The organism is Psychrosphaera aestuarii (assembly GCF_017948405.1).
Taxonomy (GTDB): Bacteria; Pseudomonadota; Gammaproteobacteria; order Enterobacterales; family Alteromonadaceae; genus Psychrosphaera; species Psychrosphaera aestuarii.
Map to the genome: position 1 here is coordinate 1,247,080 of NZ_CP072844.1, position 16,378 is coordinate 1,263,457.

Annotated in this window: 9 protein-coding genes and 4 tRNA genes; 7 read left to right on the plus strand and 6 right to left on the minus strand. The window is 39.4% G+C overall.

Annotated features, from left to right (window positions below):
- Nucleotides 1-169: 169 nt before the first annotated feature.
- From J9318_RS05635 to J9318_RS05645, 3 genes are all read right to left on the minus strand, one after another.
- A tRNA-Asn gene (locus tag J9318_RS05635) sits at nucleotides 170-246 on the minus strand.
- A gap of 22 nt (nucleotides 247-268) precedes the next feature.
- Nucleotides 269-345 (minus strand) — tRNA-Asn (locus J9318_RS05640).
- 35 nt (nucleotides 346-380) lie between these two features.
- A tRNA-Asn gene (locus tag J9318_RS05645) sits at nucleotides 381-457 on the minus strand.
- Nucleotides 458-1,076: 619 nt separating this feature from the next.
- Between J9318_RS05645 and J9318_RS05650 the strand changes: the two genes are divergently transcribed.
- Nucleotides 1,077-2,447: an MATE family efflux transporter gene (locus J9318_RS05650; RefSeq protein WP_244731937.1), complete on the plus strand. Its 1,371-nt coding sequence runs from the start codon at nucleotides 1,077-1,079 to the stop codon at nucleotides 2,445-2,447.
- Entirely contained in the window at nucleotides 2,447-4,468 is a 2,022-nt protein-coding gene (uvrB, locus tag J9318_RS05655; RefSeq protein ID WP_210562082.1) for an excinuclease ABC subunit UvrB, read from the plus strand. The genes J9318_RS05650 and uvrB overlap by 1 nt, the downstream gene beginning before the upstream one ends.
- Before the next feature lie 130 nt (nucleotides 4,469-4,598).
- Here the strand turns inward: uvrB and J9318_RS05660 are convergent, their stop codons facing one another.
- Nucleotides 4,599-6,251 (minus strand): AMP-binding protein, encoded by a 1,653-nt coding sequence (locus J9318_RS05660; protein WP_210562083.1) that lies wholly within the window; start codon nucleotides 6,249-6,251, stop codon nucleotides 4,599-4,601.
- A gap of 269 nt (nucleotides 6,252-6,520) precedes the next feature.
- Nucleotides 6,521-8,599, minus strand: coding sequence for a methionine--tRNA ligase (gene metG, locus J9318_RS05665; protein WP_210562084.1), 2,079 nt, complete (start codon nucleotides 8,597-8,599; stop codon nucleotides 6,521-6,523).
- A 111-nt stretch (nucleotides 8,600-8,710) separates the two neighbouring features.
- Here metG and J9318_RS05670 point away from each other — a divergent pair, with 111 nt between their 5' ends.
- The 4 genes from J9318_RS05670 to J9318_RS05685 all read left to right on the plus strand — a co-directional run bounded on the left by J9318_RS05670 (nucleotide 8,711) and on the right by J9318_RS05685 (nucleotide 13,164).
- Nucleotides 8,711-9,823 (plus strand): Mrp/NBP35 family ATP-binding protein, encoded by a 1,113-nt coding sequence (locus J9318_RS05670; RefSeq protein ID WP_210562085.1) that lies wholly within the window; start codon nucleotides 8,711-8,713, stop codon nucleotides 9,821-9,823.
- A gap of 18 nt (nucleotides 9,824-9,841) precedes the next feature.
- Nucleotides 9,842-10,432 (plus strand): dCTP deaminase, encoded by a 591-nt coding sequence (gene dcd, locus J9318_RS05675; RefSeq protein ID WP_210562086.1) that lies wholly within the window; start codon nucleotides 9,842-9,844, stop codon nucleotides 10,430-10,432.
- 43 nt (nucleotides 10,433-10,475) lie between these two features.
- A complete protein-coding gene (locus J9318_RS05680; protein ID WP_210562087.1) occupies nucleotides 10,476-13,028 on the plus strand; it encodes an EAL domain-containing protein in 2,553 nt (850 codons plus the stop codon).
- A 59-nt stretch (nucleotides 13,029-13,087) separates the two neighbouring features.
- A tRNA-Pro gene (locus J9318_RS05685) sits at nucleotides 13,088-13,164 on the plus strand.
- A gap of 240 nt (nucleotides 13,165-13,404) precedes the next feature.
- Here the strand turns inward: J9318_RS05685 and J9318_RS05690 are convergent.
- Nucleotides 13,405-14,820: a YfcC family protein gene (locus tag J9318_RS05690; protein WP_210562088.1), complete on the minus strand. Its 1,416-nt coding sequence runs from the start codon at nucleotides 14,818-14,820 to the stop codon at nucleotides 13,405-13,407.
- 166 nt (nucleotides 14,821-14,986) lie between these two features.
- Here J9318_RS05690 and msrA point away from each other — a divergent pair, with 166 nt between their 5' ends.
- Nucleotides 14,987-16,294 (plus strand): peptide-methionine (S)-S-oxide reductase MsrA, encoded by a 1,308-nt coding sequence (gene msrA, locus J9318_RS05695; RefSeq protein WP_425314329.1) that lies wholly within the window; start codon nucleotides 14,987-14,989, stop codon nucleotides 16,292-16,294.
- Nucleotides 16,295-16,378 lie beyond the last annotated feature (84 nt).

A 16,378-nucleotide genomic window follows, 5' to 3' on the forward strand; every position in this document is an offset into this window, starting at 1 on the left:
TGCTCCTCGGTTGAAAAACATAATTTGGGCTGCAAGAATGGCTAGCCGAAATAATGATGAAATTCAAAGATCTTTATATAGACGTATTAAATCAGAAAAAATTAGTTAAATAAACAATTTAGAGATGATAAAGCTTACAAGAAAGAAGGAATTGGATTTGGAGTTTTATTGGCTCCCCCTCCCCGACTCGAACGGGGGACCTGCGGATTAACAGTCCGTCGCTCTAACCAACTGAGCTAAGGGGGAACAATAAAATTGATTTACGAAATGGCTCCCCCTCCCCGACTCGAACGGGGGACCTGCGGATTAACAGTCCGTCGCTCTAACCAACTGAGCTAAGGGGGAATTTCGTAATAGTAGTAATTGATTACCACTTAAAGTGGCTCCCCCTCCCCGACTCGAACGGGGGACCTGCGGATTAACAGTCCGTCGCTCTAACCAACTGAGCTAAGGGGGAACTACATGTTATTGAGTAATAGTGCTCAACAACGGGGCGCAATGTTAATTACAGGACTCTTTACTGTCAACCTTATTTTGTTGTGAAGTTTAACATTTTTGTCTGTTTGTTCACGGATTGAGCAGATATAAAAGGGTGGTTTTATTATTGTTCGAAAAACAGCTTGTTTTGGTACAAAAATTGAACTTGTGTTGGTCCGATGATCCTTAACTTAACAAATTCAAGGTCTGTAGCTTGTTATCCACTGTTTCTGTGGATAACTCTGTGAGTTATATTGTAATATAATCTCCGAGGCCAATAGAACCGTGTGTCAATAGGATCGGTGTTGTTTTTATTAAATTTTTAACTATTTTAATGAAATCAAAGGTTTAACATGGTTATTGCGTTTTTTTTGTTGTCTTGGTTTGATTTTTGAGCGGCCTGCTAAGGTTCTGGATTAGACCTGTGTACAATGTCAGTATTTTTTACAGAAAAACAAAAATAATTCTTGAAATTAGTTAAAAAATGGTTTTCTTTTGTTGTCCCTAAGTTTAAAGATCAAAAATAGTTAAAATGAAGGGTGAACAGAACAGAAACATTCTTTAGAATAGCTTTTTTACAACCTGTTTATATGGAACCTATGTCTTCTTCTCAAGATCTTCTCACTGGCCCAATAGCTCCAACACTTACTAAAATGACAAAACAGGTTATGTACGGCATGATTATGCTGATGTCTTTTAACCTGGTGGATACGTTTTTTATCGGGTTATTAGGGACAGAACCGCTCGCTGCAATCAGTTTTACTTTTCCGGTTACTTTTACCATTATAAGTTTGGCCATTGGTTTAGGCATCGGCACATCGGCAATTGTCGCAAAAGCTAATGGTAGCGGTAATAAAGAAGAATCAAAAGAGGATGGTCAAGGCGCACTCATACTTTCGTTTTTACTAGTTATATTGTTAGCTATTGTTATGTATAACTTAACCGACATCATATTTTCAGCATTAGGTGCGTCACAAGAGTTAATGCCGTTAATCCATAGTTATATGGATGTATGGTATATCGGCTCGGTATTCCTCATGTTGCCAATGATAGGCAACGCAATTTTAAGAGCAAACGGCGATACTAAAACACCAAGCATATTAATGGGAGGAACAGGGTTAATAAATGCGATTCTGGATCCTATTTTAATTTTTGGCTTAGGCCCGGTTCCTGCGTTTGGGATAATGGGAGCGGCAATAGCAAGTGTTGTTTCTTGGGGAGTCGGTCTATTAATTATTATTTACATATTAGCCGTCCGTAAAAGATTGATATCAACACAGCTCATTAATTTTAAAGAGCTAATTGCAATAGCAAAAAAGATTTTGAAAATTGGTTTGCCGGCAGCTGGGGCTAATATGTTAACGCCTATCGCAATGGCTGTGCTAACGGCAATAATTGCTAGTTATGGTACCGCAGCAGTAGCTGGTTTTGGAGTAGGTTCTCGTATAGAAAGTATTGCAAGTTTAGTTGTTCTTGCTCTGTCAATGACGTTACCTCCGTTTATTTCACAGAACTTTGGTGCGAATCAATGGCAACGGGTTTTTGATGCATATAAACAAACCACTAAATTTGTCATGATTTGGCAATTTATTGTTTACTTAGTACTTTGCTTAGCAGCAGGTTTAATTGCTTTTGCGTTTGGAAAAGATGATCCAGAAGTTATGTTTGTTATTAAACTTTTCATTTGGACTATGCCTATAGGATATGGTCTTCAGGGCATTATTATTCTGACTAATTCATCCTTTAATGCTCTCCACAAACCGATGTTAGCACTTGTACTATCTGTTGTAAGACTGTTTGTCTTCTTTGTTCCATTTGCTTATATAGGTTCACACTTTTATGGTTTACCTGGATTGTTTGTTGGGGGCGTAATAGGCAATGTATTTACCGCGCTGATCGCTTACCGTTGGTTTGTGCGTACCGTTGAGAGTTCAATAGAAAATGGCAAGATTAATTTGGAGCAGATATAGTGGAAAAGTTAGAAAAGCCATTTACCTTAGTTAGTGATTACAAACCTAGTGGTGACCAGCCGGGTGCGATAAAGAAGTTAACCGAAGGTCTTAATGACGGTCTTGCCTATCAAACCTTGCTTGGTGCAACCGGTACAGGCAAGACGTTTACAATGGCTAACGTTATTCAAGAAGTCTCAAGGCCAACCTTAATTATGGCCCACAACAAAACACTCGCGGCGCAACTATATGGAGAGATGAAAGAGTTTTTCCCAAATAACGCCGTAGAATATTTTGTATCTTATTATGATTATTACCAACCAGAAGCCTATGTGGCGTCTACCGATACGTTTATAGAAAAAGATGCTTCGATAAACGAACATATAGAACAAATGCGACTGTCGGCTACAAAAGCGCTAATGGAACGTCGTGATGTTATTATTATTGCTTCCGTATCAGCTATTTATGGTTTAGGTGATCCAGAGTCTTACATGAAAATGCTTTTACATCTTCGTGAAGGCGACATGGTGGATCAACGTCAAATATTAAGGCGTCTTGCAGAGTTGCAATATAAGCGCAATGACGTTGACTTCCAGCGTGGCTGTTACCGTGTTCGAGGTGATGTGATTGATATTTATCCAGCGGATTCTGATAAGTTCGCCGTAAGGGTTGAGCTATTTGATGAAGAGATTGAACGTATTACTGAGTTTGATCCGCTTACAGGTGCACTAGAGCGAAAAATCACTCGCGCTACTATTTTCCCTAAAACACACTATGTTACGCCTCGAGAGAAAATTCTGAAGGCGATTGATCACATCAAAGATGAGCTTCGAGAGCGCAAAAAGCAGCTTAAGGACAATAATAAGTTAATTGAAGAGCAACGGATCAGTCAGAGAACATTGTTTGATATCGAAATGATGCAGGAGCTTGGTTATTGCTCGGGTATAGAGAACTATTCGAGATATTTATCAAATCGTGAGCCAGGCGCGCCACCACCAACATTGATTGATTATTTTCCTGCCGACGGTTTGCTTATTATCGACGAATCACATGTTACTGTTTCTCAAATTGGTGCCATGTATAAAGGTGATAGGTCTAGAAAATCAAACTTGGTCGAATACGGCTTTCGTTTGCCATCAGCAATGGACAATAGACCACTTCGATTTGAGGAGTTTGAGCGTTTAGCGCCTCAGACAATTTATATTTCAGCTACGCCAGGAAACCATGAGCTTGAACGCAGTGATGGAGAAATAGCTGAGCAAGTTATCCGTCCAACCGGGTTACTCGATCCAGAAATAGAAGTTCGACCTATTGCAACTCAAGTTGATGATCTAATGTCAGAAATCCACAAGCGTGTTGCTGTCAACGAGAGGGTATTGGTCACGACACTAACAAAGCGTATGTCGGAAGATTTAACGGACTATTTGTCTGATCATGATATCAAAGTGAGGTATTTGCATAGTGATATTGACACGGTGGAGCGTATCGAAATTATTCGCGACTTGAGAGCTGGTAAGTTTGATGTATTAGTCGGTATTAATTTATTACGGGAAGGCTTGGATATGCCTGAGGTCTCTTTAGTTGCGATTTTAGATGCAGATAAAGAAGGCTTTTTGCGAAGTGACCGCTCACTTATTCAAACCATTGGCCGAGCGGCCCGAAACGTTAGAGGCAGAGCGATCTTGTATGGCGATCGTATTACTAAGTCAATGCGCAAAGCTATTGATGAAACGGAGCGTCGCAGGGCGATACAAGAAGCATACAATATTAAACATGGTATAACGCCGAAGGGAATTTTCAAACGCATCGGCGATATTATGGATGTGGGTGATGCGACTAAGCCAAAAAATGCCGCACAAAGGATACTTGTTGCAGAAGGTTTAGCTGAATATCAGTTAAAAACACCAGTAGAAATTTCGAAAGAAATAAAAACGGTGGAAGCGCAGATGATGGCGGCTGCTAAGAACTTAGAATTTGAAAAAGCGGCAGAACTGAGAGATCAGGTTCAAAAGCTACAAGAACAGCTTATTAAAAACTCATAATCTCCCAGCCAAAGCCGAAAACGTAGTATAAAAAAGCCAGCTTTAAGCTGGCTTTTATTTTATAAAAGTATCGGTTACTTGAATTCCGGCATTTTATAACACAGACATTTAAGTTGAATGAGGAATCGAGCTAAAGCTCAGACTCCCATAAGATAACTTGACCTTTTAACTCTTCGACACGAGATGCATACTTTTCGTGAAGTACGTGACGTTTGATTTTTAAAGTAGGGGTCAAAATGTCATTTTCTGGTGTCCATTGCTCTTCTACAACAACAATAGCGCCAACCTTTTCATGAGACTCCAAGTGAGCATTTACAGACGTTAAGGTCTCTTTTAACGAACGTTCTACTTGTGCTCTAGGCATTGCCATTGCACCTTCAGAAAGTTGCACAAGAGTCACCGGAGCGGCCATACCAGCACCGACTACACATAGCAGTTCAATGTAAGGGTCTTGTGCAAGACGCTTCTCGATTGGCACAGGTTGAACAAACTTACCTTTGGCTGTTTTAAAGTTATCCTTTACTCGACCTATTAGACGAACGGCACCATTGTCTTCAATCTTGGCTAAATCGCCCGTTTTGAAGAATCCATCTTCGTCAAATGCGTCTTTAGTCGCTTCAGGGTTTTTATAATAACCATCGAACAAGCCTCCACTTTTGAATAAAAGCTCATCATTGTCAGCAATTTTTATTTCGCATCCCTCTAATACAGGACCTATTGTGCCGATCATATCTTGATTGAATGGGAAGTTACCAATAGCGTAGATACAATTTTCCGTCATGCCCCATGCTTCGCAAATATTGATATCAATTTTTTGATACCACTCAATTAGGGCAGGGGAGATAGGTGCCGAACCTGAAGCAGCAATTTTTGCATGTTCAAGCCCTAAGCCTTTTTGAATTTTCGTTTTAATTAATCCTGATACGATAGGAACTTTTAACAAAAACTCTAATTTTTTATGGCCAATCTTATCGATGATATTTTTTTGAAACAGGCTCCACAAACGAGGAACAGAGAAGAAAATAGTCGGTTTTGCATAGTTTAAATCTGCAACAAAATGCTCAAGTGACTCAGTAAAGTAAATTGTCATATTACAGTGATATGCTGCGCCTTCTACTAGGCAACGTTCTGTAATATGCGCCAAAGGTAGATAGGACAAAAAGCGAGCTTTTTGATCAAATCCAAGTACATTCACAATTTTAGTGTTCGCCCAGTTATAAGCTCTATAGCTAATCATTGCGCCTTTTGGATTACCAGTACTACCAGATGTGTATATGATCGACATAAGATCATTCATCTCAGGTAAAAATTCTTCTATTGGTGCGCCAAGCGATTGGAGTTGTTGCCAATCATATTGAACAGGAATGGTTTGATAGCTCATCCCTAAACGAATGATATTTCCGCTAACACCTTTATCAGCCAACTCTTCTTTATCTAGCTTGCCAACAAAAACCGCTTTAGCTTCAGAGTGATTCAATACATATTGAATAGTATCTGCGTTTGCTGAAGGATAAATAGGAACACTGACCATACCTGCACGCATGATGGCTAAATCGGTAATAAACCATTCGGCACAGTTTTTGGCAAGAATAGCCACTTTATCACCTTTAACTAAACCTAAGTGATGAAGACTCGCTGCAATTCCTTCAACTTGTTGTTTAATTTGAGCCCAATTATGAGTTTCAATTTGACGATTTTTTGGCTGATGTAAAAATACTTTCTCTGGCGTTTCTGAAGCCCAATGATTTAACCAGTGAACCGGACTGAATAAAGAGGTGTCCATAATTGATTCCTTCTGCTGATATTTCTTATTTTTATTATTGTTAACTTAGCTAATAACCGAACTGATAACCGAGTTATTAATTCAGCGTTTGTATAATTAGTGAATTTTTATGACTTTATTATGTATAAAATTACATTGATTAGCCAACTTAAATGTTGCGAATTGCATGAATAAAAAACATAAATGTAAATAAGTGACGATAAAAAAAGCCAATCGTAAGGATTGGCTTAAGTATTTTTACCGCATAAATTAGATCTGAGTAACGCGAATTACATCACTCTCATACCTGGCTGCGCGCCGTCATGTGGTTCTAAAATCCAAAGGTTTTTACCGCCAGGTCCAGCAGCTAGAATCATTCCTTCAGACATTCCAAAACGCATTTTTCTTGGTTTTAAGTTTACTACAACAACGGTAAGCTTACCGATTAAGTCTTCAGGAGCATAAGCCGCTTTTATTCCTGAGAATATTTGACGCGTCTCACCAGCTCCAATATCCAGTTGAAATTTAAGTAGCTTTTCAGCGCCTTCAACATGTTCTGCAGAAACAATTTTTGCAATGCGCATATCGACTTTAGCGAAATCGTCAAACTCAATCTCATCGGCAATAGCTTCAATTGGAGTTTCGGCCATATCATCTTTATTAATTTTAGATGCTTTTTCAGATTTGCCATTCGCATTGTTACTCGGTTTAGTAGCCACTAAATTTTCTTTAGAGTCTTCTACCATTTTCTCTACTTTATCCATATCTACACGTTGCATTAGTGCTTTAAACTTATTGATTTCATGTCCTGTAAGCGGCTGATCAATTGCATCAAAGCTAAGTGAGTCATTTAAAAACAACTCCACTTCTTTTGCCATTGCAGGCAACACAGGCTTTAAATAAGCCATCAGAATACGGAATAGATTAATACCCATTGAGCATACGTCATGAGTTTGTTGCTGTAATGCATCGTCTTTTACAGAAACCCAAGGCGCTTTGTCATCAATGTATTTATTTGCTAGGTCAGCTAATGCCATGATTTCACGGATGGCTTTTGCAAATTCGCGATTCTCAAATAGCTCAATAATTGCAGGCTTAGCCGTTTGAAACTTTGCTAATAATTCAGGGTTATCAATGTTATCCGATAACTTGCCATCGAAACGCTTTTTAATAAAACCGGCACATCTGCTGGCAATGTTAACTACTTTACCAATTAAGTCGCTATTGACCTTTTGACTAAAGTCTTCAAGATTTAAATCTAGGTCGGTAATACCGCTGTTTAGTTTTGAGGCGAAGTAATAACGAAGGTATTCTGGGTTTAAATGCTCTAGATACGTGCGAGCTTTAATGAACGTACCACGAGACTTAGACATCTTTTCACCGTTCACAGTGACAAAACCGTGTGCAAAGACATTCGTTGGTTTACGCAGATTCGCGCCTTCTAACATCGCTGGCCAAAATAGGCTGTGGAAGTAAATGATATCTTTACCAATAAAGTGATATAGCTCAGTGTCACTTCCTTCATTCCAAAACTCATCAAAGTTCACATTAGAGTTAGCGTTGTCACAATAGTTTTTGAAACTAGCCATGTAACCAATAGGCGCATCTAGCCATACGTAAAAGTATTTACCAGGAGCATTTGGAATTTCAAACCCAAAATAAGGAGCATCACGACTAATATCCCATTGCTGTAAGCCTTGCTCAAACCATTCTTCCAATTTATTGGCCATTTCAGTTTGAATACTGCCTGAGTGCAACCACTCTTTTAACATTGGCTCGAATTTAGGCAAATCAAAAAAGTAATGTTCTGAGTCTTTTAATACTGGAGTCGCGCCTGAAATAACCGACTTAGGTTCTTTTAAATCAACTGGGCTATAAGTCGCGCCACATTTATCGCAGCTATCGCCATTTTGATCTAACGCTCCACACTTAGGACAAGTACCAGTAACAAAGCGATCTGGCAAAAACATATTTTTTTCAGGATCAAATAACTGACTAATTGACCGCTTAGCTATATAACCTGCATCATTTAAACGATTATAAATCATGGCAGATAGTTCACGATTCTCTTCGCTATGCGTGCTGTGATAGTTTTCAAATTCGATATGAAAATCAGCAAAGTCTATGATGCGTTCTTCTCTAACCGCTGCCACCATTTCTTCTGGGCTAATCCCTTGCTGCTGAGCTTTAAGCATGATTGGTGTTCCATGCGCATCGTCGGCACAAACGTAATAACATTCGTTACCTTGTGCTTTTTGGAAACGAACCCAAATATCTGTCTGGATATACTCCATTAGATGGCCTAAATGCAACGACCCATTCGCGTATGGAAGGGCGCTAGTAACAAGAATTTTGCGGGGTGCTGTCATATCTCAAGAAACCTTTATTAGAATCGATAGTAAAACACTACTATTTAAGGTCGTGATGTTACATAATTTGCAACAAATATGCACCATCCTAAATGTTGATAGGTCGATTAAATGAAGTTTTCTAATTGGTTCGGTAAAAAGCCGGACCAGAGCAGTCTAAAAAATAGCAAAAAAGAGCCACAAGTCGCCTTTACGATACAAGAATTAAAACAGCAACTTTTTAACGGCTTGAAGAACATTTCAACAACACATTTTCCGACAGGGGTGTTTGGCCAAGTAAGTATTCAGATTAGTAAAAATGAGAATAATGATCACGAGGCTATTATTAGTTTGCCGTTTCATACTCATGCAGTAGATCAAGAACTTCGTGACGCAGTGTTAAATACACTCTCTTGTCCAGTTGAAATAACCTTTGATTATCAACCAAGTCAGCCGCCAGCCTCATTACCCAAGCAGGCTAAATTAGTGATAGCCGTGGCGTCGGGTAAAGGTGGAGTAGGAAAAAGTACCGTTACTGCCAATTTAGCAGCTGCCGCGGCGCAGTTAGGTCATAAAGTTGGCGTAATTGATGCGGACATTTACGGACCATCAATGCCTATGATGTTTGGGTTACAAGGTCGCAACATTACTAGCCGTGACGAAAAAACAATGGAGCCGTTTTATCAATATGATGTGGCATTAAATTCAATTGGTTTTTTAGTACCTGAAGATAAAGCAACAATTTGGCGTGGACCAATGGCATCCAGAGCGCTTATGCAGTTAATAAATGAAACCAATTGGCCAGAACTAGATATTTTGTTTGTTGATATGCCACCGGGCACGGGAGACATACAATTGACTCTATCTGAACAAATTAAATGTCATGCGGCGGTAATTGTTACAACGCCACAGAATGTAGCCTTGGCAGATGCCGAAAAGGGCATTCAAATGTTTCAAAAGGTTAACACTCCGGTATTAGGTATCATAGAGAATATGAGTCAATTTATATGTTCAAATTGCGGTGTATCTCATCATTTATTTGGCGAGGGTGGAGGTGTGCGTTGTGCCACAAAACATGATGTTCCTTTGTTAGCTCAGTTAAGCTTAAATACAGAAACAAGAGAATATGGCGACTTAGGGTTACCTTTTTCTCTAAAAGATAAAAACTTTGAGTATCAGAAATTGGCATTTTCTCTTATTATGCATATGTCAAAACAGACACAACAGCTTATTCCTACAATTTAATTAAAAACGGACTCAATCATGCGCCTTTGCGACACCGATATTATTGCTAAACTTGACCAAGGTGATATCACTATTTTACCTCGCCCATCTAATGAGTTTATTTCTGGCATTACCGTCGATTTAACACTGGGGAATAAGTTTCGAGTATTTCAAGATCATCAAGCTCCTTTCATTGATTTAAGTGGTCCAAAAGAAGAGACTCAACGAGCACTTGAATCGGTTATGGGTGATGAGATTGTTTTAAATCCAGAGCAAGCGTTTTTTCTTCATCCTGGTGAATTAGCATTGGCAATTACACATGAGTCGATAACTTTACCAAATGACTTAGTTGGCTGGCTGGACGGACGTTCATCTTTGGCTAGACTTGGTCTTATGGTTCATGTAACGGCTCATCGAATTGACCCGGGTTGGTCAGGCAATATTGTCCTCGAATTTTATAATTCAGGTAAACTCCCGTTAGCGTTAAAACCACATATGAAAATTGGCGCATTAAGCTTTGAGACAATGACTGGCCCAGCAGCAAGACCATATACGTCGCGTGCTGATGCCAAGTATAAAAACCAAGATGGCGCTGATGGCAGTCGAATTAACCATGATACTCAAGATTAATACTTACGATGTTAATAGCTAAATAAAGACCGGAGTTTGCTAGGTGCCTTATACTAAGCCAAGTTATATGGTAGTGATATTGTCGTGGCTGATGTTGTTAGTCGCGACATTAATTTACGCGATTTACTATTCTCCAGATAAGCACGATACCGGCATATACGACTTTTTTGATGTTTATTATTTAGATGATTCAGCAAATCCGTTGAATATTAACCAAGTTAAAAACCTACCAGACAGTCTATTTGAATCTGAAAAATTAAAAGTGCATTCACCGGATTCATTAGATTTCGCCTTGTGGTACAGAATCAAAACCAACATTAAAACTGGCTACGAAGAGCCAATTAGTATAAGTCTAGATAACCCGACGTTAGATACCATTCATTTTTATGTTTTGTACAAGGGGGAGGTTGGCTTTGAAAAAGTATTAGGTGATCAACATCCAACCCAATACGCAATAGATCATGTCTCTCCGAAGGTTACCTTGTTTGGTGGGTTATCTACCGAAACCGAAATTTACATCAGAATTAAATCTAAGGGCTCACCCGCTACGCCTGTATTGATTGAGTCAGTGACAAGCTCACAGTTTCGCAGTAGCTCTCAACTTGTTTTATTAGGTGCGTTATTTGGCATCGGTTTGATCATGATTATTTATAATTATTTTATGTACCGAGGAGTAGGTGAACGCTCGTTTCTTGATTACATTTGGTATGTGGCGACGACAGTCTTAGCGATATCAATGATTAATGGTTTTACTTTTTTAATTTTGCCTGAAGATATTGCTATTTGGGCGAATAAAAACTTAATAGTTTCAGTTCATTTTTTATCGGCCGCCTTTGCCATTCGTTTTGGGATCAAATTTTTAAGATTTGAAACGATAAGACCTCTGTTTGCAAAAGTAGCTTTAGCCTACTCAAACGTTATCCTTTTGCTAGCGGTAGTTGCTATATTTTTTGATGAAAGCGCTATGTTACCTTTATACATAGTCGTACTGGCTTTGATTTATGTCCCAGCAGTAGCAGTTATCGCTATGGTTTTTTCAACACGATTAGTCTGGGTTCAATATTATCTGGCCTCTTGGGTACCGCTATTGGCCGGTGCGATGCTCACTATTGCGGCCTTCAATGGTGTTGTAAATTACAACTTTCTCACCAGAAATGGCTCTCTCATTGGTGTTGTCGCTGAAATATGCATAATGGCGATTGCGTTATTAGATAGATTTAGAGCAAACCAAATTGACCGTGAGTATAGAATTAATCATGATTTAGCTACAGGTTTGCCGAATCAAGTGTTACTTGAAACCGCCATCAAAAAAGTTGGCCAAAGTCGGAAACCTATGTCGCTAATGGTATTTGACATTCCGCAAGCGAAAGATCTCATCCCGTCACTTGGTATAGAAACCGCGAATGTGTTTTTTAATCAATTGTTTAATAACATCGAAATGTATGCTGCAACAATGCGGGGAACATTTGCGTTTGCTAAAGACAGTAATGACAAACGCTATCATATTGTTCGTATTGATGAATCACGTTTTGCGGTTATGTTTGTTGGTGAATTTGACGAACAAGAGTTAGCACAAAATGTTACCGCGATTCAGGAAGCCGTGGCTATTATTGTAAATCTTAATGGCGTGACAATGTCGGTAAGCAGTATCGCTGGTATCGCATGTTATCCAAAAGATGTGGCTGAGCCTGAAGGGCTACTAAGCACAGCGATTCAAGCGCTTATAGCAGGAAGAAAATCGGATAAGAAGTGGGCTCGTTTTGATGAGCAAAGAAATATTGATGTTCAGCAAAGGTTTAGGCTAGCTGCAGATCTACAAAAAGCGATAGAGCAGGATGACCTTGAGTTATACCATCAACCTCAAATCGACATGGTCCACAACAGAGTTTACGGCAGTGAGTTATTATTACGTTGGCAACATCCTGTTGAAGGATTCATTAACCCTGCTCTTGTAATTGAAATAGCTGAAGAAACTGGCGTCATTCATCAATTAACAGAATGGGTTATTGAAAGAGGGTTAGAACAACACGCTAAATTATGTAAGCTAGGGCTTGGCACAAATACTTCAATTAATATATCCGGAAAAGATTTTAATGATAATGGCTTAGTCGCGCATATCCTGACTACTAGTGCTCGGCTAGAAATTGACAATAACACAGTAACGTTTGAGGTGACTGAGTCAGCAACCGCAGATGATCCAGAACAAGCGAAAGAAGTATTAACGGAGCTTTATAATCAAGGTTTTAAGATTGCGATTGATGATTTTGGTACTGGATATTCAAGTCTCGATTATTTGAGCCAGTTACCATTCCATGAACTAAAAATCGACCGTTGTTTTATGGATATTGACATCTCTGAACGTAACAGGACGATTACTGAAGTTACTCTGTCATTAGCCAAGCGACTGGGTGTTAATGCGGTAGCGGAAGGGATAGAAAATGAACGTGTTGCTGAACTGTTGAAGTCGTTTGGTTGCCCAGTAGGGCAAGGATACCTATATTCAAAACCAAAACCATTTATTGAACACATGCGTTGGATGCAAGAAATTTATAAAGTTAATCGTGACTTAGTGTTGGATAAACCATCAGTTGAGTAAACAATATAAATAATAATCTTGCATTAAAATCATAGTTTTATATTATCAAGGCTGTTAGTCGGACTGTAGCGCAGCTTGGTAGCGCACTGTCATGGGGTGTCAGGGGTCGCTGGTTCAAATCCAGTCAGTCCGACCAATTCTTTTACTCTAGGTTCCCCAAAATTATCACTCACTCAAAACGAGCAGAAGTCCCTCTGGATTTAGAGCCAGCGAAGCGGTTCACTGGATTGTCAGGAACAATCCAGAACGTCATTCATGACGGCCGTAGGGCAAAAAACAGGACGTTTTTTGTAAATCCAGTCAGTCCGACCAATTCTTTTACTCTAGGTTCCCCAAAATTATCACTCACTCAAAACGAGCAGAAGTCCCTCTGGATTTAATTCATCACTTCCAATAGTGGTTGCACATCACTGCCGTAATCAAAGACCACAGCTAACACCAACACGAGCGACGCAGCAACCATTAACTTTAAGATTAATGGAATACAGAATCGGAACCAAAGGTGATAAGGCACACCGGCCATACCAATTATTCCCATTAAAACCGCATTGGTTGGGATGATCATATTCGAAAAGCCATCACCGAATTGATAGGCGAGAACAACAATTTGACGATTAACCCCCACCAAATCACCAACTGGCGTTAATAATGGAATAGTGACATATGCCTGGCCGCTGCCCGATGGGATAAATAAATTCAGCAAGGTTTGCATCACAAACATACCAACAGCGGCAAGTTCGGAGCCTAACATTGATAATGGAGATGACATACCGTGGACTAAAGAATGCAAAATTTGACCGTCTTCCATAATAAGAGCAACACCACGAGCGACACCAATTAACATTGCGGTTGAAGCTAAATCTTTAACGCCTTCAATAAAATTATTAGCAGCAACATCAGCATTAAGTTTGCCAACTATTGAAGTGAATAACCCCCATAAGATAAATAAAGCGCCAAGTTCGTATAGATACCAACCTTTTTGAGAAATGCCCCATACAGCGGTAATAATAGTTGCGACTAATCCGAATAGGATTAACTGATGGCGTAATTCAAGTTTTGGGTATTGTGTTATTTCTTTACCACCGAGTGGACAGGGTAATGAAGCTGTCATGGATGAAGCAGGATCATTAAGCACCTTAGTGGCGTAACTCCATACATGATGAAAACCAATTAGAACAAACGGAATAAAAATCGCTAAACGCAATTCAATCCCCGAGTAAACAGGAATGTCCGCTACATTTTGTGCAACCATGACGGTAAAAGGGTTGAATGCAGAAACGCCATACCCAATACCATAACCAGTAACGATCATGCCGACAGCAGTCATAGCGTCAAGCCGCATTGCTTTACATAAACCAACCAGTATTAGTACAAAAGGAATGTACTCGCCCGCCATACCAATTGCACCAGATGCTAAGGCAAAACAAAACACCACCATGAATATCAATAAATTAGGTTTTTGACCAAAGCGTTCAAGTAAACGTCCGATTAGCGCATCTATTGTTCCTGTTGCTCTAGCAATGGCTAATACGCCACCGACGATAAAAACAAAGAAAATAATGTCTTGAGCAGCAGCTAATGCTCTTGGAAGTGCAACTAAGAAGTCCATTGGCGTTAAACGAATTTGCTCTTCAGCTAATTCAAAAGTACCAGGTACGACAGTACTTCGACCATTCTCTAGGGTTACCGTTTCAAAATAGCCTTGCGGTACAATCCATGTCGCTATGTAAGCGACAAGCATCATTGATAGTAACAGAACAAGCGTATGTGGAACTTTAAAAGGTTTTGTCATGGTTAAACCGCGCCTAGCGTTAAATTGATGTATTAAATGCGTTAAAGAATAATTATTTTAAAGGAACTATACAACTGATCGTTCCAATTCATCATTGCGTTAAATAAACAGATATTTTGAAAGTTTTTAGTAAAAACCACGGTTTACTATTACAGAGGTGGGTGTGATGATGAAATTTGCTGTAAAAATTGGACTAGCTACATTGATATTTGTTGGCTTTTATTTAATGAGTGGGCCGCTTTTAGCTTACAACAAATCACCAACAGCGCAAACAATGCAGCGTCAGAGTCTCGTGCTAGGCCTTGGCTGTTTTTGGGGCGCAGAAAAACGTTTTGAAGCCTTACCTGGCGTAATAAATGTAGAGTCTGGTTATGCCGATGGGCGAGGCTTAGAGCCTAAGTATGATGAAATTGTAAAGTGGAAAAATCGTTTTAATCCAAACAACTTTGCTGAAGTTATCCGTGTTGAATACAACCAAAGTCTAATAGATACAACAACGTTACTTAAAATATTTTTTGAGATGCATGACCCAACGCAAAAAAATAAACAAGGTAACGATGTTGGTACTCAATACCGCTCCACTATCCTTGTTCAGTCTGACAAACAAGCATCACTTGCTCAAAAGCTGGCAGAACAATTTCAGCAACGTCTTAATGAAAAAGGACGTGGAGTCATCCAAACGGTAATAAAACCGCTCGATAAGTTTTACGCGGCAGAGGATTATCACCAGGATTACATAGCTAAAAACCCAAATGGTTATTGTCCAGACCACAGTACGGGTGTGACGTTTGGCCCAGAGCCTTTATTAGCAAAATATATGAATGTAGAGCCTTCAAAAGAAGTGGATAACTTACCACTGTTAACTGGAAAACATATCGTGGTGGTTGATGCGCCAAATTGTCCATATTGTGAAAAATTCAAAGAAGACGTCACGAATGAATATCAAGGAGACGTTCCTTTGCATTTTCGATTAGCCAATCAACTTAATCAGTTAACAATAAAGTCAGCGACGTTTGGTACGCCAACCATCTTATTTTTAGAAAACGGGGTAGAGCGCTTAGGTCATATGGGCTATCTATCTCCTGAAGAATTTTATCAAGCTCTGGGAGCATTTAAGCTTGGTGATACAGAAGCATTTCAAGTCGCGTTTAACAAAGGAACCGATAATCGCTTTTGTAAAGCCTACGAAAAGTTTCAAAACACTCCTCCAGGACAGTTTATCGACAGTCTATCGGGAAAAGCGTTATTCGATACAAAAGACAGATTTGACTCTGGTTCAGGATGGCTCTCGTTTACACGACCAATCGAAGGTGCGGTCACTTATCATCAAGATAACTCATTTGGTATGCGCCGCACGGAAGTAAAAGCAAAAGTATCAGGTATCCATTTAGGCCATGTATTTGATGACGGACCTAATGGCAGTAAACGTTATTGCATAAATGCCACCGTATTGGATTTTGAGCCGAGAACCTAGGTCAACCTAAGTGGCTTATGCGCTATTAGGATCAGATATTTAAATTAGGCATTAAACTTTCTTTGAGCTATTCCTCTTTTTTCA